Annotated in this window: 14 protein-coding genes; 5 read left to right on the top strand and 9 right to left on the bottom strand. The window is 66.8% G+C overall.

Going from position 1 to position 18155, the window contains the following annotated elements:
- The first annotated feature begins 6 nt into the window (after positions 1 to 6).
- Positions 7 to 1422, top strand: coding sequence for an APC family permease (locus ABD260_RS07980; RefSeq protein WP_344232720.1), 1416 nt, complete (start codon positions 7 to 9; stop codon positions 1420 to 1422).
- Between the two features lie 11 nt (positions 1423 to 1433).
- On the opposite strand, the gene ABD260_RS07975 is transcribed toward ABD260_RS07980, so the two are convergent.
- The 4 genes from ABD260_RS07975 to ABD260_RS07960 all read right to left on the bottom strand — a co-directional run bounded on the left by ABD260_RS07975 (position 1434) and on the right by ABD260_RS07960 (position 6585).
- Positions 1434 to 2393: a glycoside hydrolase family 43 protein gene (locus ABD260_RS07975; RefSeq protein ID WP_344232719.1), complete on the bottom strand. Its 960-nt coding sequence runs from the start codon at positions 2391 to 2393 to the stop codon at positions 1434 to 1436.
- 10 nt (positions 2394 to 2403) lie between these two features.
- Complete coding sequence (locus ABD260_RS07970) at positions 2404 to 3153, bottom strand: FadR/GntR family transcriptional regulator (protein WP_344232718.1); 750 nt, start codon at positions 3151 to 3153, stop codon at positions 2404 to 2406.
- 100 nt (positions 3154 to 3253) lie between these two features.
- Complete coding sequence (locus tag ABD260_RS07965) at positions 3254 to 5272, bottom strand: glycoside hydrolase family 36 protein (RefSeq protein WP_344232717.1); 2019 nt, start codon at positions 5270 to 5272, stop codon at positions 3254 to 3256.
- Positions 5269 to 6585, bottom strand: a complete 1317-nt coding sequence (locus ABD260_RS07960) for an L-fuconate dehydratase (RefSeq protein ID WP_344232716.1) — start codon at positions 6583 to 6585, stop codon at positions 5269 to 5271. The genes ABD260_RS07965 and ABD260_RS07960 overlap by 4 nt, the downstream gene beginning before the upstream one ends.
- Positions 6586 to 6737: 152 nt before the next feature.
- Here ABD260_RS07960 and ABD260_RS07955 point away from each other — a divergent pair, with 152 nt between their 5' ends.
- Genes ABD260_RS07955 through ABD260_RS07940 form a run of 4 tightly spaced genes read left to right on the top strand, consistent with a single transcriptional unit; the run spans position 6738 to position 12762 of the window.
- Positions 6738 to 9122, top strand: a complete 2385-nt coding sequence (locus ABD260_RS07955; protein ID WP_344232715.1) for a glycosyl hydrolase family 95 catalytic domain-containing protein — start codon at positions 6738 to 6740, stop codon at positions 9120 to 9122.
- A complete protein-coding gene (locus ABD260_RS07950; protein ID WP_344232714.1) occupies positions 9122 to 10108 on the top strand; it encodes an ABC transporter permease in 987 nt (328 codons plus the stop codon). The genes ABD260_RS07955 and ABD260_RS07950 overlap by 1 nt, the downstream gene beginning before the upstream one ends.
- Positions 10105 to 11055: a carbohydrate ABC transporter permease gene (locus ABD260_RS07945; RefSeq protein WP_344232713.1), complete on the top strand. Its 951-nt coding sequence runs from the start codon at positions 10105 to 10107 to the stop codon at positions 11053 to 11055. Before ABD260_RS07950 ends, ABD260_RS07945 begins: the two co-directional genes overlap by 4 nt.
- 24 nt (positions 11056 to 11079) lie before the next feature.
- The gene (locus ABD260_RS07940; protein ID WP_344232711.1) at positions 11080 to 12762 is read left to right on the top strand and encodes a type 2 periplasmic-binding domain-containing protein; all 1683 of its coding nucleotides are present in this window, start codon (positions 11080 to 11082) and stop codon (positions 12760 to 12762) included.
- 4 nt (positions 12763 to 12766) lie between these two features.
- Here ABD260_RS07940 and ABD260_RS07935 read toward each other — a convergent pair whose 3' ends face one another.
- Genes ABD260_RS07935 through ABD260_RS07915 form a run of 5 tightly spaced genes read right to left on the bottom strand, consistent with a single transcriptional unit; the run spans position 12767 to position 18130 of the window.
- Entirely contained in the window at positions 12767 to 13828 is a 1062-nt protein-coding gene (locus tag ABD260_RS07935; protein WP_344232710.1) for a LacI family DNA-binding transcriptional regulator, read from the bottom strand.
- Between the two features lie 42 nt (positions 13829 to 13870).
- Positions 13871 to 14878 carry a hydroxyacid dehydrogenase gene (locus ABD260_RS07930; protein WP_344232709.1) on the bottom strand — a complete coding sequence of 336 codons (1008 nt, stop codon included), beginning with the start codon at positions 14876 to 14878 and terminating at the stop codon, positions 13871 to 13873.
- Between the two features lie 30 nt (positions 14879 to 14908).
- Positions 14909 to 15811 (bottom strand): carbohydrate ABC transporter permease, encoded by a 903-nt coding sequence (locus ABD260_RS07925; RefSeq protein WP_344232708.1) that lies wholly within the window; start codon positions 15809 to 15811, stop codon positions 14909 to 14911.
- Positions 15808 to 16773 (bottom strand): carbohydrate ABC transporter permease, encoded by a 966-nt coding sequence (locus ABD260_RS07920; RefSeq protein ID WP_344232707.1) that lies wholly within the window; start codon positions 16771 to 16773, stop codon positions 15808 to 15810. The genes ABD260_RS07925 and ABD260_RS07920 overlap by 4 nt, the downstream gene beginning before the upstream one ends.
- A 28-nt stretch (positions 16774 to 16801) precedes the next feature.
- Positions 16802 to 18130 (bottom strand): ABC transporter substrate-binding protein, encoded by a 1329-nt coding sequence (locus ABD260_RS07915; protein ID WP_344232706.1) that lies wholly within the window; start codon positions 18128 to 18130, stop codon positions 16802 to 16804.
- Positions 18131 to 18155: the final 25 nt, after the last annotated feature.

Genomic DNA, 18155 nt, shown 5'->3' with positions numbered 1-18155 from the left:
TCCCCAATGGCTACGAGTACGCAACAGCAATCGAAGCCCACCCGTGGCGGCATCGGCGCGATCCGTAGTGTCGCGCAGCCACTGTCCGTGTCCGGGCCGTCGGCCGGCACGGCGATCTTGCCGGCCACGGTCGTCGCGGTCACCGGTACGGCCGGAGCGCCGTCGTTCCTGCTCGGCCTGCTCGCGGGTGGTTTGGTCGTGTACGTCCTGTCGTCCTTGGCCCGGCACTTTTCGTCGGACGGATCGCTGTACTTCTACGCCGGCGTCATCGGCACCACCAAGCTCGCCGTCCTGACCGGATGGATCTACCTGCTCACGTACCTGGGGTTCGCCGGCAGCGTCCTGTCCAACGAGGCCAACTTCGTCAACGTCGCCCTCGGGTATGCCGATCTGCCGTCGATCAGCTGGCCACTGGTGGCCATCGTGATCTGGGCGATCTGTTTGTACGTCGTCTGGCGCGGTGCCGAGTTCTCCACCGGCTTCCAGGTCGTCGTCGAATTCCTCGGCATCGCGGCGTTGCTGCTGGTCGGGGTGACCGTGCTCGCCACCGGAGGCGACCACGGGATCCACCTGGGCGAGGCTTTCTCGCTGTCCGGTGTCCATGGCGGCAAGCTCTTCCTCGGGATGGCGATCGCACTCGGCTCGTTCGGTGGCTTCGAGTCCGGCGCGTCGCTGAGCGAGGAAACGCACTCGGCGCGACGGACCGTGCCCGTGAGCATGTGGGTCTCGCTGCTGCTCAGCGGTGCGCTCTACGTCTTTGCGTGCGTGTTCATCACGCTCGGGTTTCCCAGTCTGGAGGAACTCGCGGCCTCGCCCGCACCGCTTTTCGCGCTCGGCGAGCGGCACTTCGGCACCTGGGCTGCGTTCGTGATGACCTCGGTCGTGGTGATCGCGGGCATGTCGACGGTGTCGGCGGCCTCCACCGGTGCGGTTCGCACCCTCAACGCGATGTGGCGGGACGGACTGTTCGGCAGGCGATCCACGAGTTCGGGTGTTCCGCCGGTGGTGATCGGTCTCTGTGGGGCAGCGATTCTGGGCCTGTCGATCGGCTTCGCGCGGCACCCCGCGTACCTGGCCTTCGAGTACGTCGCCGCTGCCGCCGCCCTGTTGCTGACGACTTCGTACCTCGCGGTCGTGATGCTCAGCGTGTACTGGTTCGTCCGCCTGCGAAGCACGATCGGAGTTGTGATCGCCGTGCTGGCGAGCGTCGTCCTCGGGTACTCGCTCTGGTCGAGCGTCTATCCTGCACCGGAAGCTCCGTTCAGCTACCTGCCGTACATCGATCTCGGTCTGATCGCGGTCGGTGTCTGCTACCTCGTGTTCGCCGGCAAGGCAGTCCGGCGCGTCGACTCCTCACCGCACTGGCAAGCGGCCCACGCCGAACACACCCGCCTACTCGAAGCCGCACGAGCTCGGCGGTAGGTCAGGTCCGGTCAGCTCCAGGCCGAACGGAGGCGGTCGTACTCCTCGGTGGTTACCGGGAGTACGACGCCGTGGCAGGGGTCAGGTGGTAGTTGGTGGTCGGTGGAAGGGGTCCACTGGCCGCCGGCGAGGTCGGTGGTTTCGAAGGGGACGTAGCGGCGGTCCGGGGTGAACTCGTCGATCCAGAGGTACCACTTGTTCTCGGTGTTCGACTTGTACACCAGTGGGCCCTCGCCGCGGATGATCGCGCCGAGACCGATGCCTTCGGTCAGGGGCCGCCAGTCGGCGGCCGTCAGCGAGGTCGAGGTTTCGGAGAAGATCGACTTGCCGTACGGCGCGGTGCCGTCGCGGCTGCGTTCGTCCTTCAGGAAGCGGTAGTACACGCCGTCGTGGTCGATCACGGTGGCGTCGATCGTCTGCCAGCCGCGATCGATCCAGATCCGCGGTTCGGAGAACTCGCGGAAGTCGCGGGTGGTTGCGTACATGATGCGGTTGTAGCTGTCACCGGCGTGTTCGGCGTTGTCGTACAAGGTGGACGACCAGTGCACCAGGTACGCGTCCTGCTCGGGATCCCAGACCGCCTCCGGAGCCCAGGTGTTGCCGGCTTCGGGTGGTGCGACCTCGACGAGGCGCCCATCGCTCCAGTTCACCAGATCCGGCGACTCCCAGACCATGATCGAGCGGCTGCCCCAGCGCTGGTGCCGGTCCCAGTCGAGGCTGGTGTACAGGCGCAGGTCGGTGGCGACCAGATAGAACCGGTCGCCGGCCGGGGAGCGGACGAGGTGTGGGTCGCGGACGCCGCGTTCGCCGAGAGTCGAGGACAGGACGGGCCGGCCGTTGTTCAGGTCGGTGAAGCGCAGCGGGTCGTTGCCGTCGCTCAGGGCGAAGTAGATCTGCTCGCCCTCGGCCGATTCGCGCTTGAAATGGGCGTACAGGTAGCCGGCGTAACCGGGCAGTCCGGTGGAGGTCATCTGGGCTGGGTCAACCTTCGGTGTCGGTGGCCGCCGGCCGGTCGCGGAGGTAGTCCTCGACGGTGAACAGGTGGGCGGACATGCGGGTCCGGGCGCGGTCGGGGTCGTGGGCCGTGAGGGCGGCGAGGATGGAGAGGTGTTCGCGGTGTGCGGTGCCGTCGGCGCTGGGCTGGGCGATGGATCGGCGCAGCCGGTCGCGCATCGTGCGGCCGCCGAGGGCGTGGATGAGGGCGGCCAGGACGGGGTTGCCCGCGGCCTCGGCGATGATCCGGTGGAAGGCGATGTCGTTCTCGATCACGGTCTCGTGATCCGGTTCCGGCAGGGCGAGCTCGGCCTCGTTCCGGCGGAGCAGTTCCTCGGCCGCGGCCAGCCGCTCGGCCGTGATGTCGCGGGCCGCCAGCGCGGCGGCCTCGGTCTCCAGTACGCGGCGGACGGCGTGCAGGTGGTGCGTACCACTGACGTCCTGGAGATCGACCACGAATCCCATCGGGGCAAGCAGCATGGACGGATCGAGGGTGGTGACATAGGTACCGGCACCCTGGCGGGTCTCCAGGACGCCCATGATCGACAACGCCCGTACGCCTTCGCGGAGCGGGTTCCGGGACACCCCGAGGGCGGCGGCGAGATCCCGCTCGATCGGCAGCCGGTCTCCGGGCTGAAGACGTCCGTCGATGATCAGCTGCCGGATGCCCTGAACGACGACATCGGTCTGGGAGATGCCGGCGGTACGAGGCTCCGGCGCGGCCTTACCGGGACTCATGGCCGTGCTTCCCCGGCCGCCCGCGAGACCCGGAAAGTGCCCTCCGAGAACCTGAAGATGTGCATCTCGGCACTGTAGCCGGGGCGCTGAAGCATCGGGATCATTCCAGCCGGAGGACGCGGGCCGAGGGCTCGGCGGTGTTGGCAGTGACGACCAGACCGTCGTCGCTCCACTCGTACGTCCAGTTGTCGAGGCCGGTGGGGAAGTGCGGTGCGATCCGGCCGCGCGGGATCGGGAGCGTGACCGTGGACGGGCCGGGAGCGCGGTGCCAGACAGTGAGGTACGAGACGCCCGGACCGTTGAGGGCGAGGGCGATCCACTCGTCGGTCCACCCTGGTAGCCCCAGCGGCCAGGCGGGGACGAGCGATGGCAGCTCGGCGAGTACGGCCCGATGTGCGGTCAGGGCGGACCGTACGAGCTCGAGCTCGGCCGGCGTCATCTTGTTCAGATGACCGGACAGGTAGAGACGGCCCGGGATGCCGTTGACCAGCGCAAGGATGAACTCCTCACGGCTCGTGCCGGTGATCGGGTACGCCCAGTGGCCGGCTTGTTCCGGCAGTACTACGGCGGGCGCGGCGGCGACGATAGGGGCGTAGAGCAACGGATGTTCTTGATCCGAGGTGGACTGCAGGTGCAGCCGGGAGAGCATGGCGTAGTCCATCCGCATCGCGCCGGACGCACAGTTCTCGATCAGCAGGTCCGGATGGCGGGCCTGGATGGCGTCCAGCCAGTCCAGCAGCGCACGGTTGTGTTCCAGCAGACCCTGACCCAGCGACGTACCGCCCTTGTCGGTTCCGGGTCCGGTCATGGTGTTGTTGTCGAACTTGAAGAAACCGATGCCGAACTCGTCGACCAACCGGTCGATCGTCGCGTCCAGGTGCTTGCGGGCCGCGGCGTTGCGCAGATCGAGCAGATAGCGGCCCTTCTCGGCGATCCGCCGGCCGCGACGGGTCAGGAACGCGTCGTCGGGGAGTTCGGCGGCGATCGGTGAGCGAACGCCGATGACCTCTGGTTCCAGCCACAGTCCGGGCACCATCCGGCGGCGGTGGATCCGGTGGATCACCTCGGCGAGTCCGTTCGGGAACCGGGTGGCCGACGGCTGCCAGGCGCCGACGGTGGTCCACCAGTCGCCTTCGGCGTACCAGCCGGCATCGATGCAGAAGTAGTCCGCACCGGCGTCGGCGGCCGCGTCGATCAGCGGCAGCAGCTTCTCGGTCGTCGGGTCGCCTTGCAAGGTGTTCATGTAGTCGTTGAAGACCACCGGCATCCGGTCGTCGATCGGCCGCCGGGTCCGGATCGCCCGGCGCTGCCGGGTGAGCGCGGCGAACACACTGTCCACGTCGGTCCCGGCGACCAGCGACACCGGCACCGTGGTGAACGAATTGTCCGCTGTGAGTTCGAAGCTCCACTGGTGTTCGAGGTCGGTCGGTCCGCTGAGGAACAGGTAGCCACCCCGTGCGGTCGCGCCGAACTCGTAGTGCCATGGACCGTTGTGCTCGATCTGCCAGCCGAGGGCGTTCGGCGTACGCCGGTCGACCAGCACGCCGACGGGCAGCACTTCTCCGGTGGACCATGAGTTAGTACTCGTCACCGCGTACCGGCTGTTGGCGACGTGGTGATGTGGGTCGCGGACGATGTCGGCCAGTACGTCCCGGAGCGCGCGCTTCGACCAACGGTTCTCCGCCATCCAGCTGTTGACGGCGGAGTAGAGGTCCGCGTCGACGGAGGGAAGGCCGACCACGAGCGACGACAGGCTGGTGAGTTCCAGCGAACCGGGGCCGATCATCGACGCTTCGGTCCAGGCGCGTACGCCGGCGAACGCCTCGAACACGCTGGTGATCCGCAGACCGGTGGCCTCGTCCTCCTGGACAATGCGCAGGGTGTTCCCGGTCTCCTCATGTCCGGTGTAGCGCAACCGGCCACCGAGGACCGTACCGGCCTGTCTGTTGCTGGAGTGACCGTGTCCTACCGCCCTTACCTCGACCAACGGCTGGCTTGGGTCGGGCTCGGCACCAGCCGGCTGGGAAGCAGCGCGGACAGCGGTCAGCCGGACCGGGCCGTCGTCAAGGACGAACGTCAGGGCGAGGTCGGGCGTGGTCCAGTGCAGCACGTTGGTCATACGTCCTCAGTTTCTGGTCGGGCGGCCCAGTAGCTGCCGTCTGGAAAGCTGTAGGTCTCGATCGATTCGCGGTACATCTCGGCGCTGTAGCCCGGTGCCGTCGGCAACAGGTACGCACCTTTGCGTACCACGCACGGGTCGACGAAGTGCTCGTGCAGATGATCGACGTACTCCGTGACCCGGCCTTCGAGCGAGCCCGAGACCGCGACGTAGTCGAAGATCGCGAGGTGCTGGACGAGTTCGCACAGTCCGACACCGCCCGCGTGCGGGCAGACCGGGACATCGAACCAGGCGGCCAGCAGATAGACGGCGAGGACTTCGTTGACGCTGCCGAGCCGGGCCGCGTCGAGCTGGCAGTAGTCGAGCGCGCCGGCCTGGAACATCTGCTTGAACAGCACCCGGTTCATGCCATGTTCACCGGAGGCGACCCCGATCGGCGCGACCGCTTTACGGATCGCGGCGTGGCCGAGAATGTCGTCGGGGCTGGTCGGTTCCTCGATCCACAGCGGACCGAACTCGGCCAGCGCCTTCACCCACTCGATCGCCTCGGGTACGTCCCACACCTGGTTCGCGTCGATCATCAGGTGACCATCCGGTCCCAGTACCTCGCGCGCGATCCCGCACCGGCGGATGTCGTCGTCCAGATTCGCGCCGACCTTGAGTTTCACGTGTTTGTAGCCGGAGGCAACGGCTTCCTCGCACAGCCTGCGTAGCTTGGTGTCCGAGTACCCGAGCCAGCCGGCCGACGTGGTGTAACAGGGATAACCCGTTGCTTCGAGCTCCTGTATCCGTTGCTTGCGGCCACTTTCTCGCCCGGCCAGCAACGTGATCGCCTGCTCCCGGGTCAGTGCATCGGTCAGGTACCGAAAGTCGGCGGCGTCCACCAACTGCTCCGGCGACATCTCCGCCAGCAGCCGCCACAGCGGTACGCCGGCGCGCTTGGCCGCCAGGTCCCAGACGGCATTCATCACCGCGGCCAGCGCCAGGTGGACGACGCCCTTGTCCGGGCCGAGCCAGCGCAACTGGCTGTCCGACTGCAGTTCCCGGTAGACCGCGCCGAGGTCGCCGCTGAGCACGTCGACGTCCCGGCCGATCAGCGGTTCGGCGCGCTGCCGCGCGGCCGCGACGCACAGGTCGTTGCCGCGCCCGATCGTGAAGGTGAAGCCGTGACCCGTCACCGCCGGGTCGTCGGTGTGCAGGACGACGTACGCCGCGGAGTGGTCACCGTCCTTGTTCATCGCGTCCGAGCCGTCCTGCGTCAGCGACGTCGGGAACCGGACGTCGACGACCTGGACCGAGGTGATGCGTGGCATGGCGGCCTCACTATCAGAATCTGGCAGGCAGAAATAGATGGGATCTTTATCGCGATTCGTTGTCCTTCAGTATGGACCAGCCGCGACGGTGGCGCTACGATCCCGGAAATTCGTGGGATTAATCCTCGTCTTTCGTGACGGAGGTCTACGCAATGAGCGACCTGGGGAGCTCGGACCGGTTCGACTGGCAGCGGCTGTGGTACGACCGGCCGGCCGCGAACTGGCTGGCGGCGCTGCCACTCGGCAACGGCCGGATCGGCGCGATGTGCTTCGGCGGTACCGGGAGCGATCGGATCGGACTCAACGACGAAACGCTGTGGTCGGGTGGTCCGGAGACCGCGCGACTGTTGTCGGCTCCGCTCGGGGCAACCGGCGCGGACGCCGTAGACGTGGTCCGGGAGGCCTTGTGGGCCGGCGACATCCGGCGCGCTCATGAACTGGCCCGCGGTTTCCACTCCGGTTACTCGCAGGCGTACCTCCCACTCGGCGATCTTCTGCTCGAGACGCGTGTCGGCGGTTCCGCGCCGAAGAACGTGGCGGCGTACCGGCGAGCGCTCGATCTTGACAGGGCAGTGGCGACGACGGAGTACGAGCTTGATGGCGTGCGGATTGCGCAGGAGGTGTTCGTCAGCGCGCCGGACAATGTGCTGGTCCTGCGGCTGACGGCCTCCGCGCCGGCGCTCGCTCTCACCGTCCGGTTGTCGTCCCAACTGCAGTCGCGCGGGCAGGCGATCGACGGCGGGCTTGGACTGCTCCTCCAGGCGCCGGCGGACGTCGCGCCGCCGCATCGCGACGTGCCCGAGCCGATCCGGTACTCCGATGGCCCCGATCGTGGGATGACTGCGGCGATCGCGCTGCGTACGAGCACCGACGGCACCGTCCGCGCGACTGACGCTGAACTGGTCGTGGACGACGCGACCGAGATTGTGCTGGTGCTGTCCACCGCGACCGGGTACGACGGACCATCGACGACCCCGACCCGTACTGCCACCGAATGCCTGGCCAAGGCGGATCATGCTGTCACGACTGCCCTTGATCGGGAGTTCGCGGACCTCTTGGACGATCACCTGACGGATCACCGGCGGCTGTTCCGTCGTTCGTCGCTGGAACTGGTGGGGCTGCCTGAAGAAGCGCAGCAGCCCACGGACGTACGCGTAGCCGAATCGGCCGGCGCCGACGACCCCGCACTGGCGGCCCTGATCTACAACTACGGCCGCTACCTGATGATCGCGAGCTCGCGACCGGGTGGCTTGCCGACGAACCTGCAGGGCATCTGGAACGACATCCTGCGGCCGCCGTGGAGTTCGAACTTCACCGTGAACATCAACACCGAGATGAACTACTGGCCGGCCGAGACGACGAACCTGTCCGAGTGCCATCAGCCACTGCTCGGGTTTATCGATCACCTCGCTGAAGCAGGCCGCCGGACCGCCCGCGAACGCTACGGATGCGGTGGCTGGACCGCGCACCACAACGCCGACGCCTGGTGCTGGACGAACCCGGTCGAGGGCGATCCGCGCTGGTCGAACTGGCCGATGGCCGGCGCCTGGCTCGCCCGGCACCTGTGGGATCACTACGACTTCACCCGCGACCTCACCTTCCTCGGCGAAGCGTGGCGTACGTTGCGCGGCGCGGCCGAGTTCTGCCTCGACTGGCTGGTCGAGCTGCCCGACGGCAGTCTCGGTACGGCGCCGTCGACCTCACCGGAGAACGACTACCTCGCCGCGGACGGACGTCCCGCCTCGGTGACGGTGTCGTCGACGATGGACCTGGCGCTGATCTCGGACCTGTTCGACCGCGTGGAGCAGGCCGCCGCCTTGCTGGACGTCGTTGATCCACTCGTCGCCGAGCTCGCGACCGCACGCAAGCGGATACCGGAGCCGTCGATCGGCACACGCGGCCAACTGCAGGAGTGGGCCGAGGACCTGCCGGAAGAAGACCCGCATCACCGGCACATGTCGCATTTGGTCGGCGTACACCCCGGGGACGCGATCACGCCGGAAGGTGCTCCGGAGCTGGCGGCGGCAGCGCGGCGTACGCTCGACCTGCGCGGTGACGAGGCGACGGGCTGGTCGCTGGCCTGGAAGATCTGCTTGCGCGCACGGCTTCACGACGCGACCGGCGCACATCGGCTGATCAGGGCGTTCCTCCGGCCGGCCGACGATCGGGCCGTCGGGTACGCCGGAAGTGGCGCGGGCGTGTACCCGAATTTGTTCTGCGCGCACCCGCCGTTCCAGATCGACGGCAACTTCGGTGCCACCGCCGGTATCGCGGAGATGCTCCTGCAGAGCCACACCGATGACATCGCGCTGCTCCCGGCGTTGCCGGCCGACTGGCGCAGTGGGCGGGTGACCGGGCTGCGGGCACGCGGCGGTGTCGTCGTCGACCTCGCCTGGACGCCGAACGGTATCGAGGCCGTCCTGACCGCCGATCACGACCAGGAACGCACGATCCGGTACGGCGCCGACCGGGTGCGCGTCCGGCTGACGGCGGGAATCGGTCATCGGCTGAGCGCGGCCGCGACGAAGGAGGCTTGATGGCAACTCTGACCACGGTCCGCCCGCCGGCCGGTGCGACGCCGCCACGGCGTACCCGCCGCCGCGAACGCCCTGGAATCGAAGGACTGCGCCGCAGCCTGCGGCGGCACTGGACCCTGTACCTGCTGATGGTCGTGCCGCTGATCTGGTTCGTGGTCTTCAAGTACATCCCGATGTCGAACGCGGTGCTGGCGTTCAAGAGCTACAACGTGATCAAGGGCATCTGGGGAAGCCCGTGGGTCGGCTGGCAGAACTTCGACCTGTTCTTCCACAACCCGGTGTTCTGGACCCTGGTGAAGAACACCTTCGTGCTCTCGATCTACACCGTGGCGGCGAGCTTCCCGATCGCGATCATCCTGGCGCTCGCGCTGAACGAGGTCCGCAACGGCCTGTTCAAGCGCACCGTGCAGCTGGTGACGTACGCGCCGTACTTCATCTCCACCGTCGTGGTCGTCTCGATGACGATTCTGGTGCTCTCCCCGCGACTCGGCATCGTCAACGAGGGCCTCGGGTTCTTCGGCGTACCGGCGGTCGACTTCCTCGGCAACCCGGACTACTTCCGGCACATCTACGTCTGGTCGGACGTCTGGCAGACCACCGGGTACTCGGCGGTGATCTACCTGGCGGCGCTGGCCGGCATCGATCCGGCGCTGCACGAAGCGGCGCGGGTCGACGGGGCGAGCCGGATTCGCCGGATCCTGCACGTCGACCTGCCGGGCATCATGCCGACCGCGGTGATCATCCTGGTCCTTGCTGTCGGCAACATCATGGCGATCGGGTTCGAGAAGGCGTTCCTGCTGCAGAACCCGCTCAACCTGAGCGAGTCCGAGATCATCGCGACCTATGTCTACAAGACCGGCCTGCTGAACGCCGACTTCAGCGGCGCGACCGCGGTGGGCCTGTTCAACTCGGTGATCAATCTGGCCCTGCTGCTGATCGTCAACCTGATCGCCAAACGGATCACCGGGAACGGACTGTGGTCATGACCGCCTTGACCGAGACCAGTACGCGAAACGGCAAGCGGCTCGAGCGCCGGGCGGCGCGGGCACGGCGGATCCGGGAGCCACGGACGGACCGCATCTTCCTGCTCTGCGTGTACCTGTTGCTGGCCGTCTTCCTCCTTGTCGTCCTGCTTCCGCTGCTGTACATCCTGGCGAGTTCGTTCAGCAGCCCCGAGGCGGTGTCGTCGGGGCGGGTGCTGTTCTGGCCGGTGGAGTTCTCGCTTCGTGGGTACCACGCGGTGTTCGAAAACCCACAGATCATCCAGGGGTACCTCAACTCGCTCTTCTACACCGTCGTCGGCACCATCGTCAGCGTCACGATGACGGTCGCGATCGCGTACCCGTTGTCGCGCCGTACGCTCGTCGGCCGGAACGTCGTGATGACGCTGATCCTGTTCACCATGCTCTTCACCGGCGGACTGATCCCGACCTACCTGGTGGTCCAGTCCGCCGGCCTGCTCGACACCCGGTGGGCGCTGATCATCCCGCAGGCGATCGGCGTCTGGCAGGTCATCATCGCCCGGACGTACTTCCGGACCGCGATCCCGGAAGAGCTCGTCGAAGCCGCGCAACTGGACGGTTGTGGTGACCTCCGATTCCTCTGGTCGGTGGTCATCCCGTTGGCCAAGCCAATGATCGCGGTGGTCGCGCTGATGTACGCGATCATGCAGTGGAACTCGTACTTCGACGCGCTGATCTACCTGAAGAACCCGGATCTGTTCCCGCTGCAGCTCGTGCTGCGCAACATCCTGATCCTGAACACGACCGGCGGCGGCGCGGTCGACGCGTCCGTCGTCATCCAGCGCCAGCAGCTCGCCGACCTGCTCAAGTACTCGCTGATCGTGGTGGCGAGCGTGCCGGTGCTGCTGATCTACCCGTTCGTCGCCCGCTACTTCACCAAGGGAATCCTGATCGGCGCCGTGAAGGGCTGATCCTCCGACGTCTGTGAGGAAAACATGACTGTCAAGCTCAGTAGGCGGAGGCGCGCGGCGGTCGCCGGTGTCAGCCTCCTCGCCCTCGCCCTCGCGGCCTGTTCCGGCGGCGGCTCCGGCGACACAAGCAGCAAACCGCTGCCCACGATCACCGGCAACCCCGCGGTCACCCTGAACGTGTTCGCGCCCCAGTCGGCCGACATCAACCTCGCCACGAACGACTTCACCAAGCTCGTCCAGCAGAAGTTCAATCTGACCATCAAGTGGCAGACCACGACCTTCGACGGCGGACCGGCCAAGGAGAAGCGGCAGATCTCGCTGGCCAGCGGCGACTACCCGGATCTGTACCTGCTGATCCCGTGGGTCGACCAGTTCACGCAGGCAGACCTGCTCAAGCTGGCGAACCAGGGCGTCGTCGTACCGCTGAACCAGCTGATCGACCAGTACGCGCCGAACATCAAGAAGGCGATGGACTCCACGCCCGAGTGGAAGGCGATGGCGACCGCGCCGGACGGCAAGATCTACGGTATGCCGCAGTGGGTGGACTGCTTCCACTGCTCCTACCAGAGCAAGCTGTGGATGAACTCGGCCTGGCTGAAGAAGCTCGGTCTGCAACAGCCGAAGACCACCGAGGACATGCGCAAAGTGCTCGAGGCGTTCAAGACCCAGGACCCGAACGGCAACGGCAAGGCCGACGAGATCCCCCTCAGCGCCTCCGTCGGCAACAACCTGATCCCGTACTTCATGAACGCCTTCATCTACGACCCGCAGGGCGCGGGCACCAACAACGCGTCGACGCTGGTACTGAACAACGGCAAGGTCGACCTCCAGGCCAACAAGGACGGCTGGCGTGAGGGCCTGCGGTACATCAACTCGCTGTACAAGGAGGGGCTGATCGACAAGGGCGCCTTCACCCAGAACGGAGATGCGTTCTCCCAGCTGGGCAACCGCGCCGGCCCGGTCGTGCTCGGTTCCGGGACCGTGCTGCACCCGGGCCAGTTCGTCAACACCGGTTCGGCGGACGGGCGGGACAAGCAGTACGACGCCGTACCGCCACTGACCGGTCCGGGCGGCGCCAACTTCACCGGGTACACCTTCCCGAGTGTCCCTGGCGCCACCTTCGTGCTGACCTCGAAGGCCAGTCCGGAGCAGCAGATCCAGGCGATCAAGCTGCTCGACTACATCTTCACCGACGCCGGCCAGATCAACGGCCAGTTCGGGATGGAGGGCAAGGGCTGGACCGTGCCCGGCCCCGGCGACGTCGCACTCGACAAGTCGATGAAGCCGACCTTCAAGCAAATCCAGCAGAAGCCCGGTTCGAAGCCGCGGAACACCGCGTGGCAAGCGCTGGCGCAGTACAACAACACCGCGAAGTTCCGGAACTCCGAGGTGATCGGCACCGACATCTATTCGCAGGCGGGGTACGAGCGGAAGTTGTTCGAGGCAACCAAGCTGTACGCCGGACATGAGGACAAAGCGCAGATCTACCCGTTCTGGCGGGTCTGGATCGACCCGACGCTGGCCAACGAGGTCGCCACACTGCAGACCAACCTGGAGAACTACGTGCAGCAGAACGCCTTGCAGTTCATCACCGGTTCGAAGAACCTCGACTCCGACTGGGACGCGTACGTCAAAGGCCTCGACAGCCTCGGCCTGAAGCGCTACCTGGAAATCCAGCAAGCCGCGTACGACAAGGCACCCAAGTAGCTGGCTACGGTCTGGCGGCCGGGCCGGTGGAGCCGCGGATGATCACGTGGGTGCCGAGGACGGTGTGCTGGCTCATTGCGTGCCGGTCGCGGTCGAGGGCGTGGCGTACGGCGGTCCGGCCGAGTTCTTCGTGGTCGACATGGACCGTGGTCAGCTCGGGGGTGAGATCCCTCGCCAGTGGAATGTCGTCGTACCCGACGACGGAAACGTCCTCGGGTACGCGCAGACCCGCTTCGCGCAGCGCGACCAGTACGCCGCCGGCCACCACGTCGGTCGCGGCGAAGACAGCGGTGAACTTCCGGTCGTGGGCGAGCAGGTCACGGGTGGCCTGATACCCCGACTCGCGGTCGAACGTGATCGCGCGGGTTCGCCGCGGTGTGATCGGAAGCTGGTGTGCCTGGTGGGCGCGTTCGAAGCCGCGCAGCCGTCCGTCGACGGTGGTGTGGCCCGGTTCGCCGGCACCGAGGAAGGCGATGTCACGATGACCGAGCGAGATCAGGTAGCTGGTGATCGCGTACGCGCCGCCCTCGTTGTCGTACTCGACCACTGTCGCGGGTACGTCCGGCCCCAGCGGCGGCCGCCCGCACAGCACCAGCCGTGACCCGGACTTGTCCAGCGCCCGGGCGATCTGTGTCATTCGCTCGACGTGGCCGGGGGCGTTGCTGCCGCCACCGACCAGGACCACCGCCTCGGCCTGTTGTTCGCGCATCAGCTCGATCAGCTCCAGCTCGCGCCCGGGATCGCCATGGCTGGTGCAGACCAGGCAGAGCCGCCCCTCGGCGGTGGCCTGCTGCTCGACGCCTTGACCCACGTACGCGAACGCGGGCCCGACCAGGTCGTGCACGATGAAAGCGACGGTCTTGGGGCCGCCGCCGACCAGGGCCCGCGCCTGGGCGTTGATGACGTAGTCGAGCTCGTGGACCGCCTTCATCACCCGGGCGCGAGTCGCCGCCGAGACGGGATAGTTGCCGGCCAGCACCCGGGACACCGTGGTGGCGGACACGCCCGACGAAGCGGCGACGTCCTTGACGGTCGGACGGTCGCCGGAGGCCGGTTGGCGTGCCACCGAGGCTCCCTTCGGAGAGGACTGGAACGGGTCAACGATAGGTCAGGCGACCCGGTCCAGGTCGGAAGCCACGATCGCGTGCGCGAACGGGCGGCCGTCGAGGAAGCGTTCGAGCTCGTCGATGACACAGTCGCCCAGCCGGGCCAGTTCATTGCCGTGCGAGCCGGCGATGTGGGGGGTGAGGAAGGTGTTGGGCAGCTCCCAGAGCGCGGAATCGGCCGGCAGCGGCTCCGGTTCGGTCACGTCGAGGACGGCGTACAGCCGGCCGGCTTCGAGCTGTTCGATCAATGCGGGGGTATCGACCAGGCTGCCGCGCGCGGTGTTGATCAGGGTTGCTCCGTCCCGCATCAGTGCGAGCTGCTCGGCTCCGATGAGCCGATCGGTCCGCGGATTGGCAGGGGCATGCACACTGACGACATCGCACGTCCGCAACAACGTGTCCAGGTCGACCAGCCGTGCGCCGAGCCCGGCGGCGGTGGCGGTGTCGACATAGGGGTCGAACAAGCAGACGTCCAGCTCGAACGGGCGGAGCAGTTCGATCACGCGCCGGCCGATCCGCGAAGCGCCGATCACCCCGATCGTCCGGCCGTAGTTGCCCACGCCCGGCTGTACCTCGGCCAGGGTGAAGTGCCTGGTTGCGTGGTACTGGTCGCGCAGCCGGAAGACGTCCTTGCCGGCGAAGAGGATCGCCGCGAGCGTGTACTCGGCGACGGGTACGGCGTTCGCCGTGGCGGCTGAGGTGATGGCCAGACCGCGTTCCCAGCACGCTGGGGAGAGGAGTGCCTTGACCGAGCCCGCGGTGTGCAGGATCGCCCGCAGCCTCGGCGCCGCGTCCAGCACGGCCGGAGTGATCCGCGGGCAGCCCCAACCGGTGATCAGGAGCTCGGTCGAGGCCAGGGCGGCCAGGATGTCCTCGGTGCTGAACTGCTCGGCCACGACGGTCTGGTCGATGCGTACCAGTTGCTGCAACCGGTGCATCGATCGTGGCGGGTACAGGTCTGGCAGATGATGCGCGCCGAGGGCGAAAAGTGCCGCGGGGCGGTCAGCCACGGGCTCCTCCGTTTCATGGGATCGAACGAGCTATTTCAGGCTGCCCAGCGTGATGCCGGAGCGCCAGTACCGCTGCATCGACAGCATCAGGACGACGATCGGGATGAGCGAGACGATCGCGCCGACGATGACGAGGCCGGTCAGGTCGACGGACTGGTCGACCTTGATGTTCAGCCAGGAGTACAGGCCGAGCATGATGGTCCACTTCTGTTCGCCGCGCAGGAACACCAGTGGACCGAAGAAGGAGTTCCAGGAGCCGACGAATCCGAGCAGGAAGATGGTCGCCGAGCCGGTGGTCATCAGCCGCGCGCCGATGCTGAAGAACGCGCGGTACTCACCGGCGCCGTCGACCCGGGCCGCTTCGAGCAGTTCGGGCGGAACAGCCCCTTCGGCGTACACCTTGGCCAGGTACACGGAGAAGGCGCTGAAGAAGTGCGGCACGATGATCGCCCAGGGCGTGTCGACGAGGTTCAACCGGGTGTACAGCAGGAACGACGGGATGGTCAGCAGCGCGCCGGGGATCAGGAACGACGCGATGATGCAGCCCATCAGCAGGCCGCGGCCGCGGAACCGGTACATGGCCAAGGCGTAGCCGCAGGCGACGCAGATGACGGTCATGCCGACCGTACCGGCGACGCCGTAGAGGAGGGTGTTCGCCATCCAGCGCAGGAAGATGCCGTCGTGATAGGTGAACAGGTCCCGGGTGTTGTCGAGGAGATGGAAGTCCGCGAACCACAGGCCGTTGGTGGTGTACAGGTCGCGCTGGTCCTTGGTCGCGGAGACGATCAGGAACCAGACCGGGGCGATCGAGTAGATCAGGAAGAGCACCAGGCCGGTCCAGACCAGGATCCGCGACAGCCTGGACGGGTGGTGACCGGCCGGCAGGTCGTCGTCGCGCCGGCGCCTGCGGGGAGTGGCTGTCAGTGTCGTCATGCCGGAGCCTTGTTCGTGAGTTTGTAGAAGATCGCCGAGATCAGGCCGACCACGAGCGCGAGCACGATGGACAGCGCCGCGGCGTAGTTGAAGTCGCCGACGGCGAACGCCTGGTTGTAGATCGTCATGATCGGGGTGAAGTCCTTGGTGACGGTCTCCGGAGTCATCGAGCGGAACAGCAGTGGCTCGCTGAAGATCTGCAGGGTGCCGATGATGCCGAGCACGCTGACCAGGACCAGCGAACGCCGGACGTACGGCACCTTGATCGACCAGGCGATGCGCCATTCGGACGCGCCGTCGACCCGGGCGCTGTCGAAGATGTCCCGCGGTACGGCCTGCAGCGCGCCGTACACGATCAGCATGTTGAAGCCGATGCTGCCCCACGCCATCAGGTTGCCGACCGACACCCAGATCAGCCCGCTGCCGTAGAAGTTCGCGTCGATGCCGAACAGCTTGAAGAACGGCGTGAGCGGGCCGACGGCCGGACTGTAGAGATAGATCCAGATCAGGGTGGCGACGATGCCGGGGCTCATGTACGGCACCAGCATCGCGATCCGGAGTTTGCCGGCCGCCCGTCGGCGGACCGAGTCGAGCAACAACGCCAGGCCCAGGCTGGTGACCTGGATCAGTGGGATGACCACGATCGCGAACAGCGCGACCCGCCACACGCTGCCCCAGAACTTCCCGTCGTGCAGGGCACGGTCGAAGTTCCCGAACCCGCTGAAGGTGACGGTCTTGGCGCCGAAGCCGAGGCCGGAACTCTTCGCGGTGTAGAGGCTCTTGCTCAGCGCCATGATCACCGGGACCACGGTGAAGAGCACGAAACCGGCGAAGAACGGCACCGTGAACGACGCACCTTTGAGCGCGACGGCCCGCCGCCAGCGCGGGCTCGAGGCACCGTCTTCCCCGGTCCGCCCGGCGGTCGGTGTGACCAGCGGTTTCGGCTTCAGCTCCAGCGACATCCGCACTCCTCCCACTCGATCCGCGGTCTCAGCTCGCGACGTTGATGCCCTTGGCCTTGAGGTCGTCGACGGTGAACTTCTGCAGGTTCTCGAGGAGTTGACGGAAGGTGATCTTCTTGGTGACGGCCTGAGCCCACTGGTCCTGCAGTTCCTTGAAGACCCCCGTGTAGTTGGGGCCGACCAGCCAGTTGTCCACGCCGGACTGGGAGGCCTTCTTGATCACGCCTTCGGCCTCCGTGCGGTGGCTGCCGAACAGCTTCCGCGGTACCGCGGAGTCGATCCACGGCGACGGATCGGGCATCGCGCCCGGCCAGGCGTACGACCCGGTCGCCTTGTCATAGGTGGCGTCGACGGCGTCCTTGGTGGTGTTCATCCAGATACCGACCTCAGTTGCTTCCTTCGGGTGCGGGCAGCCCTTCGGTACCAACAGCGCGTTGCCGTGCGCGGGGGTCGCGAACTTCGTCGCACCGGCGAACTGCGGCAGATCGACCGGCTCCCAGTCGCCGATCGTCTTCTTGAAGTGCAGCTCGTAGTTGGTCAGCTGCCAGGTGGAGGTCGGCAGCGAGACCATCTTCGCCTGGTCGAAGTACGCGATCAGCGCGGGCCGGTCCTGATACGTCTGGTTGGCGACGAGGTTGTTGTCCACGAGCTGCTGCAGAATGTTGGCAGCGGCAACGGATTCGGGGGACAGGAAGTCGACCTTCCAGGCGTCGTTCCGCACCGAGTACCAGGTGCCGCCGGCCTGGGTGATCAAGTTGACCAGGGTGCTGGGATCCTCACCGGCCAGGTTCATCACCTGGACGCCGTGTGGCTTGAGCGCCTTGCCGGCCGCGATCACGTCGTCCCAGGTCTTCGGTACGGGCACACCGTACTTGTCGTACGCCGCGCGGTTGATCATCATGAACGTCGGCCCGGTGCCGGTGGGGATGCCGAAGTACTTGTCCTGGACCTTCGCGCCGGCGAGCGCGGTGGCCTTGAACTTGCTCTCCGCGGGTTTCACGTAGTCGGTCACGTCGGTGACCAGACCCTCGGACAGCAGGGCCGGTACATCCCCGAAGTTCTGCGCCAGGCAGGGGATCGCGCTGCCCGCCGCGACGGCATTGCGCAGCCCGGTCGCGGTCGTCGGCAGGTCCGCCTGCTTGACGAACTTGACCTTGATGCCGGTGTGGGTGGCATTGAACTTGTCGACCACCGGTTGGACATCCGTCCAGCCCCAGTACTCGACCTCGACCGGGCCGGAAGCGGACTTGGTGCCGGTGCCGGCGCCGCTGCTGCAGGCGGCCATGGTGGTGGTCATGGTGGCGGCCAGGCACAGGGCGAGACCGGCCAGTACGGCGGGACGGCTGTTTCTGGGCATGAGTGAATCTCCCGGGTGCAGTAGG

This window comes from Kribbella hippodromi (genome assembly GCF_039531045.1).
In the GTDB taxonomy this organism is placed as follows: domain Bacteria; phylum Actinomycetota; class Actinomycetes; order Propionibacteriales; family Kribbellaceae; genus Kribbella; species Kribbella hippodromi.
The sequence above is the reverse complement of the archived record's forward strand: the minus strand, read 5'-3'. Positions and strand labels throughout refer to the sequence as shown.

What these genes read in the sequence shown, in the direction of transcription:
- ABD260_RS07950 (WP_344232714.1), top strand. Translation starts at nt 9,122, where the DNA reads ATGGCAACTCTGACCACGGTCCGCCCGCCGGCCGGTGCGACGCCGCCA.
- ABD260_RS07920 (WP_344232707.1), bottom strand. Translation starts at nt 16,773, where the DNA reads ATGTCGCTGGAGCTGAAGCCGAAACCGCTGGTCACACCGACCGCCGGG.
- ABD260_RS07980 (WP_344232720.1), top strand. Translation starts at nt 7, where the DNA reads ATGGCTACGAGTACGCAACAGCAATCGAAGCCCACCCGTGGCGGCATC.
- ABD260_RS07965 (WP_344232717.1), bottom strand. Translation starts at nt 5,272, where the DNA reads ATGACCAACGTGCTGCACTGGACCACGCCCGACCTCGCCCTGACGTTC.
- ABD260_RS07970 (WP_344232718.1), bottom strand. Translation starts at nt 3,153, where the DNA reads ATGAGTCCCGGTAAGGCCGCGCCGGAGCCTCGTACCGCCGGCATCTCC.
- ABD260_RS07925 (WP_344232708.1), bottom strand. Translation starts at nt 15,811, where the DNA reads ATGACGACACTGACAGCCACTCCCCGCAGGCGCCGGCGCGACGACGAC.
- ABD260_RS07975 (WP_344232719.1), bottom strand. Translation starts at nt 2,393, where the DNA reads ATGACCTCCACCGGACTGCCCGGTTACGCCGGCTACCTGTACGCCCAT.
- ABD260_RS07940 (WP_344232711.1), top strand. Translation starts at nt 11,080, where the DNA reads ATGACTGTCAAGCTCAGTAGGCGGAGGCGCGCGGCGGTCGCCGGTGTC.
- ABD260_RS07945 (WP_344232713.1), top strand. Translation starts at nt 10,105, where the DNA reads ATGACCGCCTTGACCGAGACCAGTACGCGAAACGGCAAGCGGCTCGAG.
- ABD260_RS07955 (WP_344232715.1), top strand. Translation starts at nt 6,738, where the DNA reads ATGAGCGACCTGGGGAGCTCGGACCGGTTCGACTGGCAGCGGCTGTGG.
- ABD260_RS07960 (WP_344232716.1), bottom strand. Translation starts at nt 6,585, where the DNA reads ATGCCACGCATCACCTCGGTCCAGGTCGTCGACGTCCGGTTCCCGACG.
- ABD260_RS07915 (WP_344232706.1), bottom strand. Translation starts at nt 18,130, where the DNA reads ATGCCCAGAAACAGCCGTCCCGCCGTACTGGCCGGTCTCGCCCTGTGC.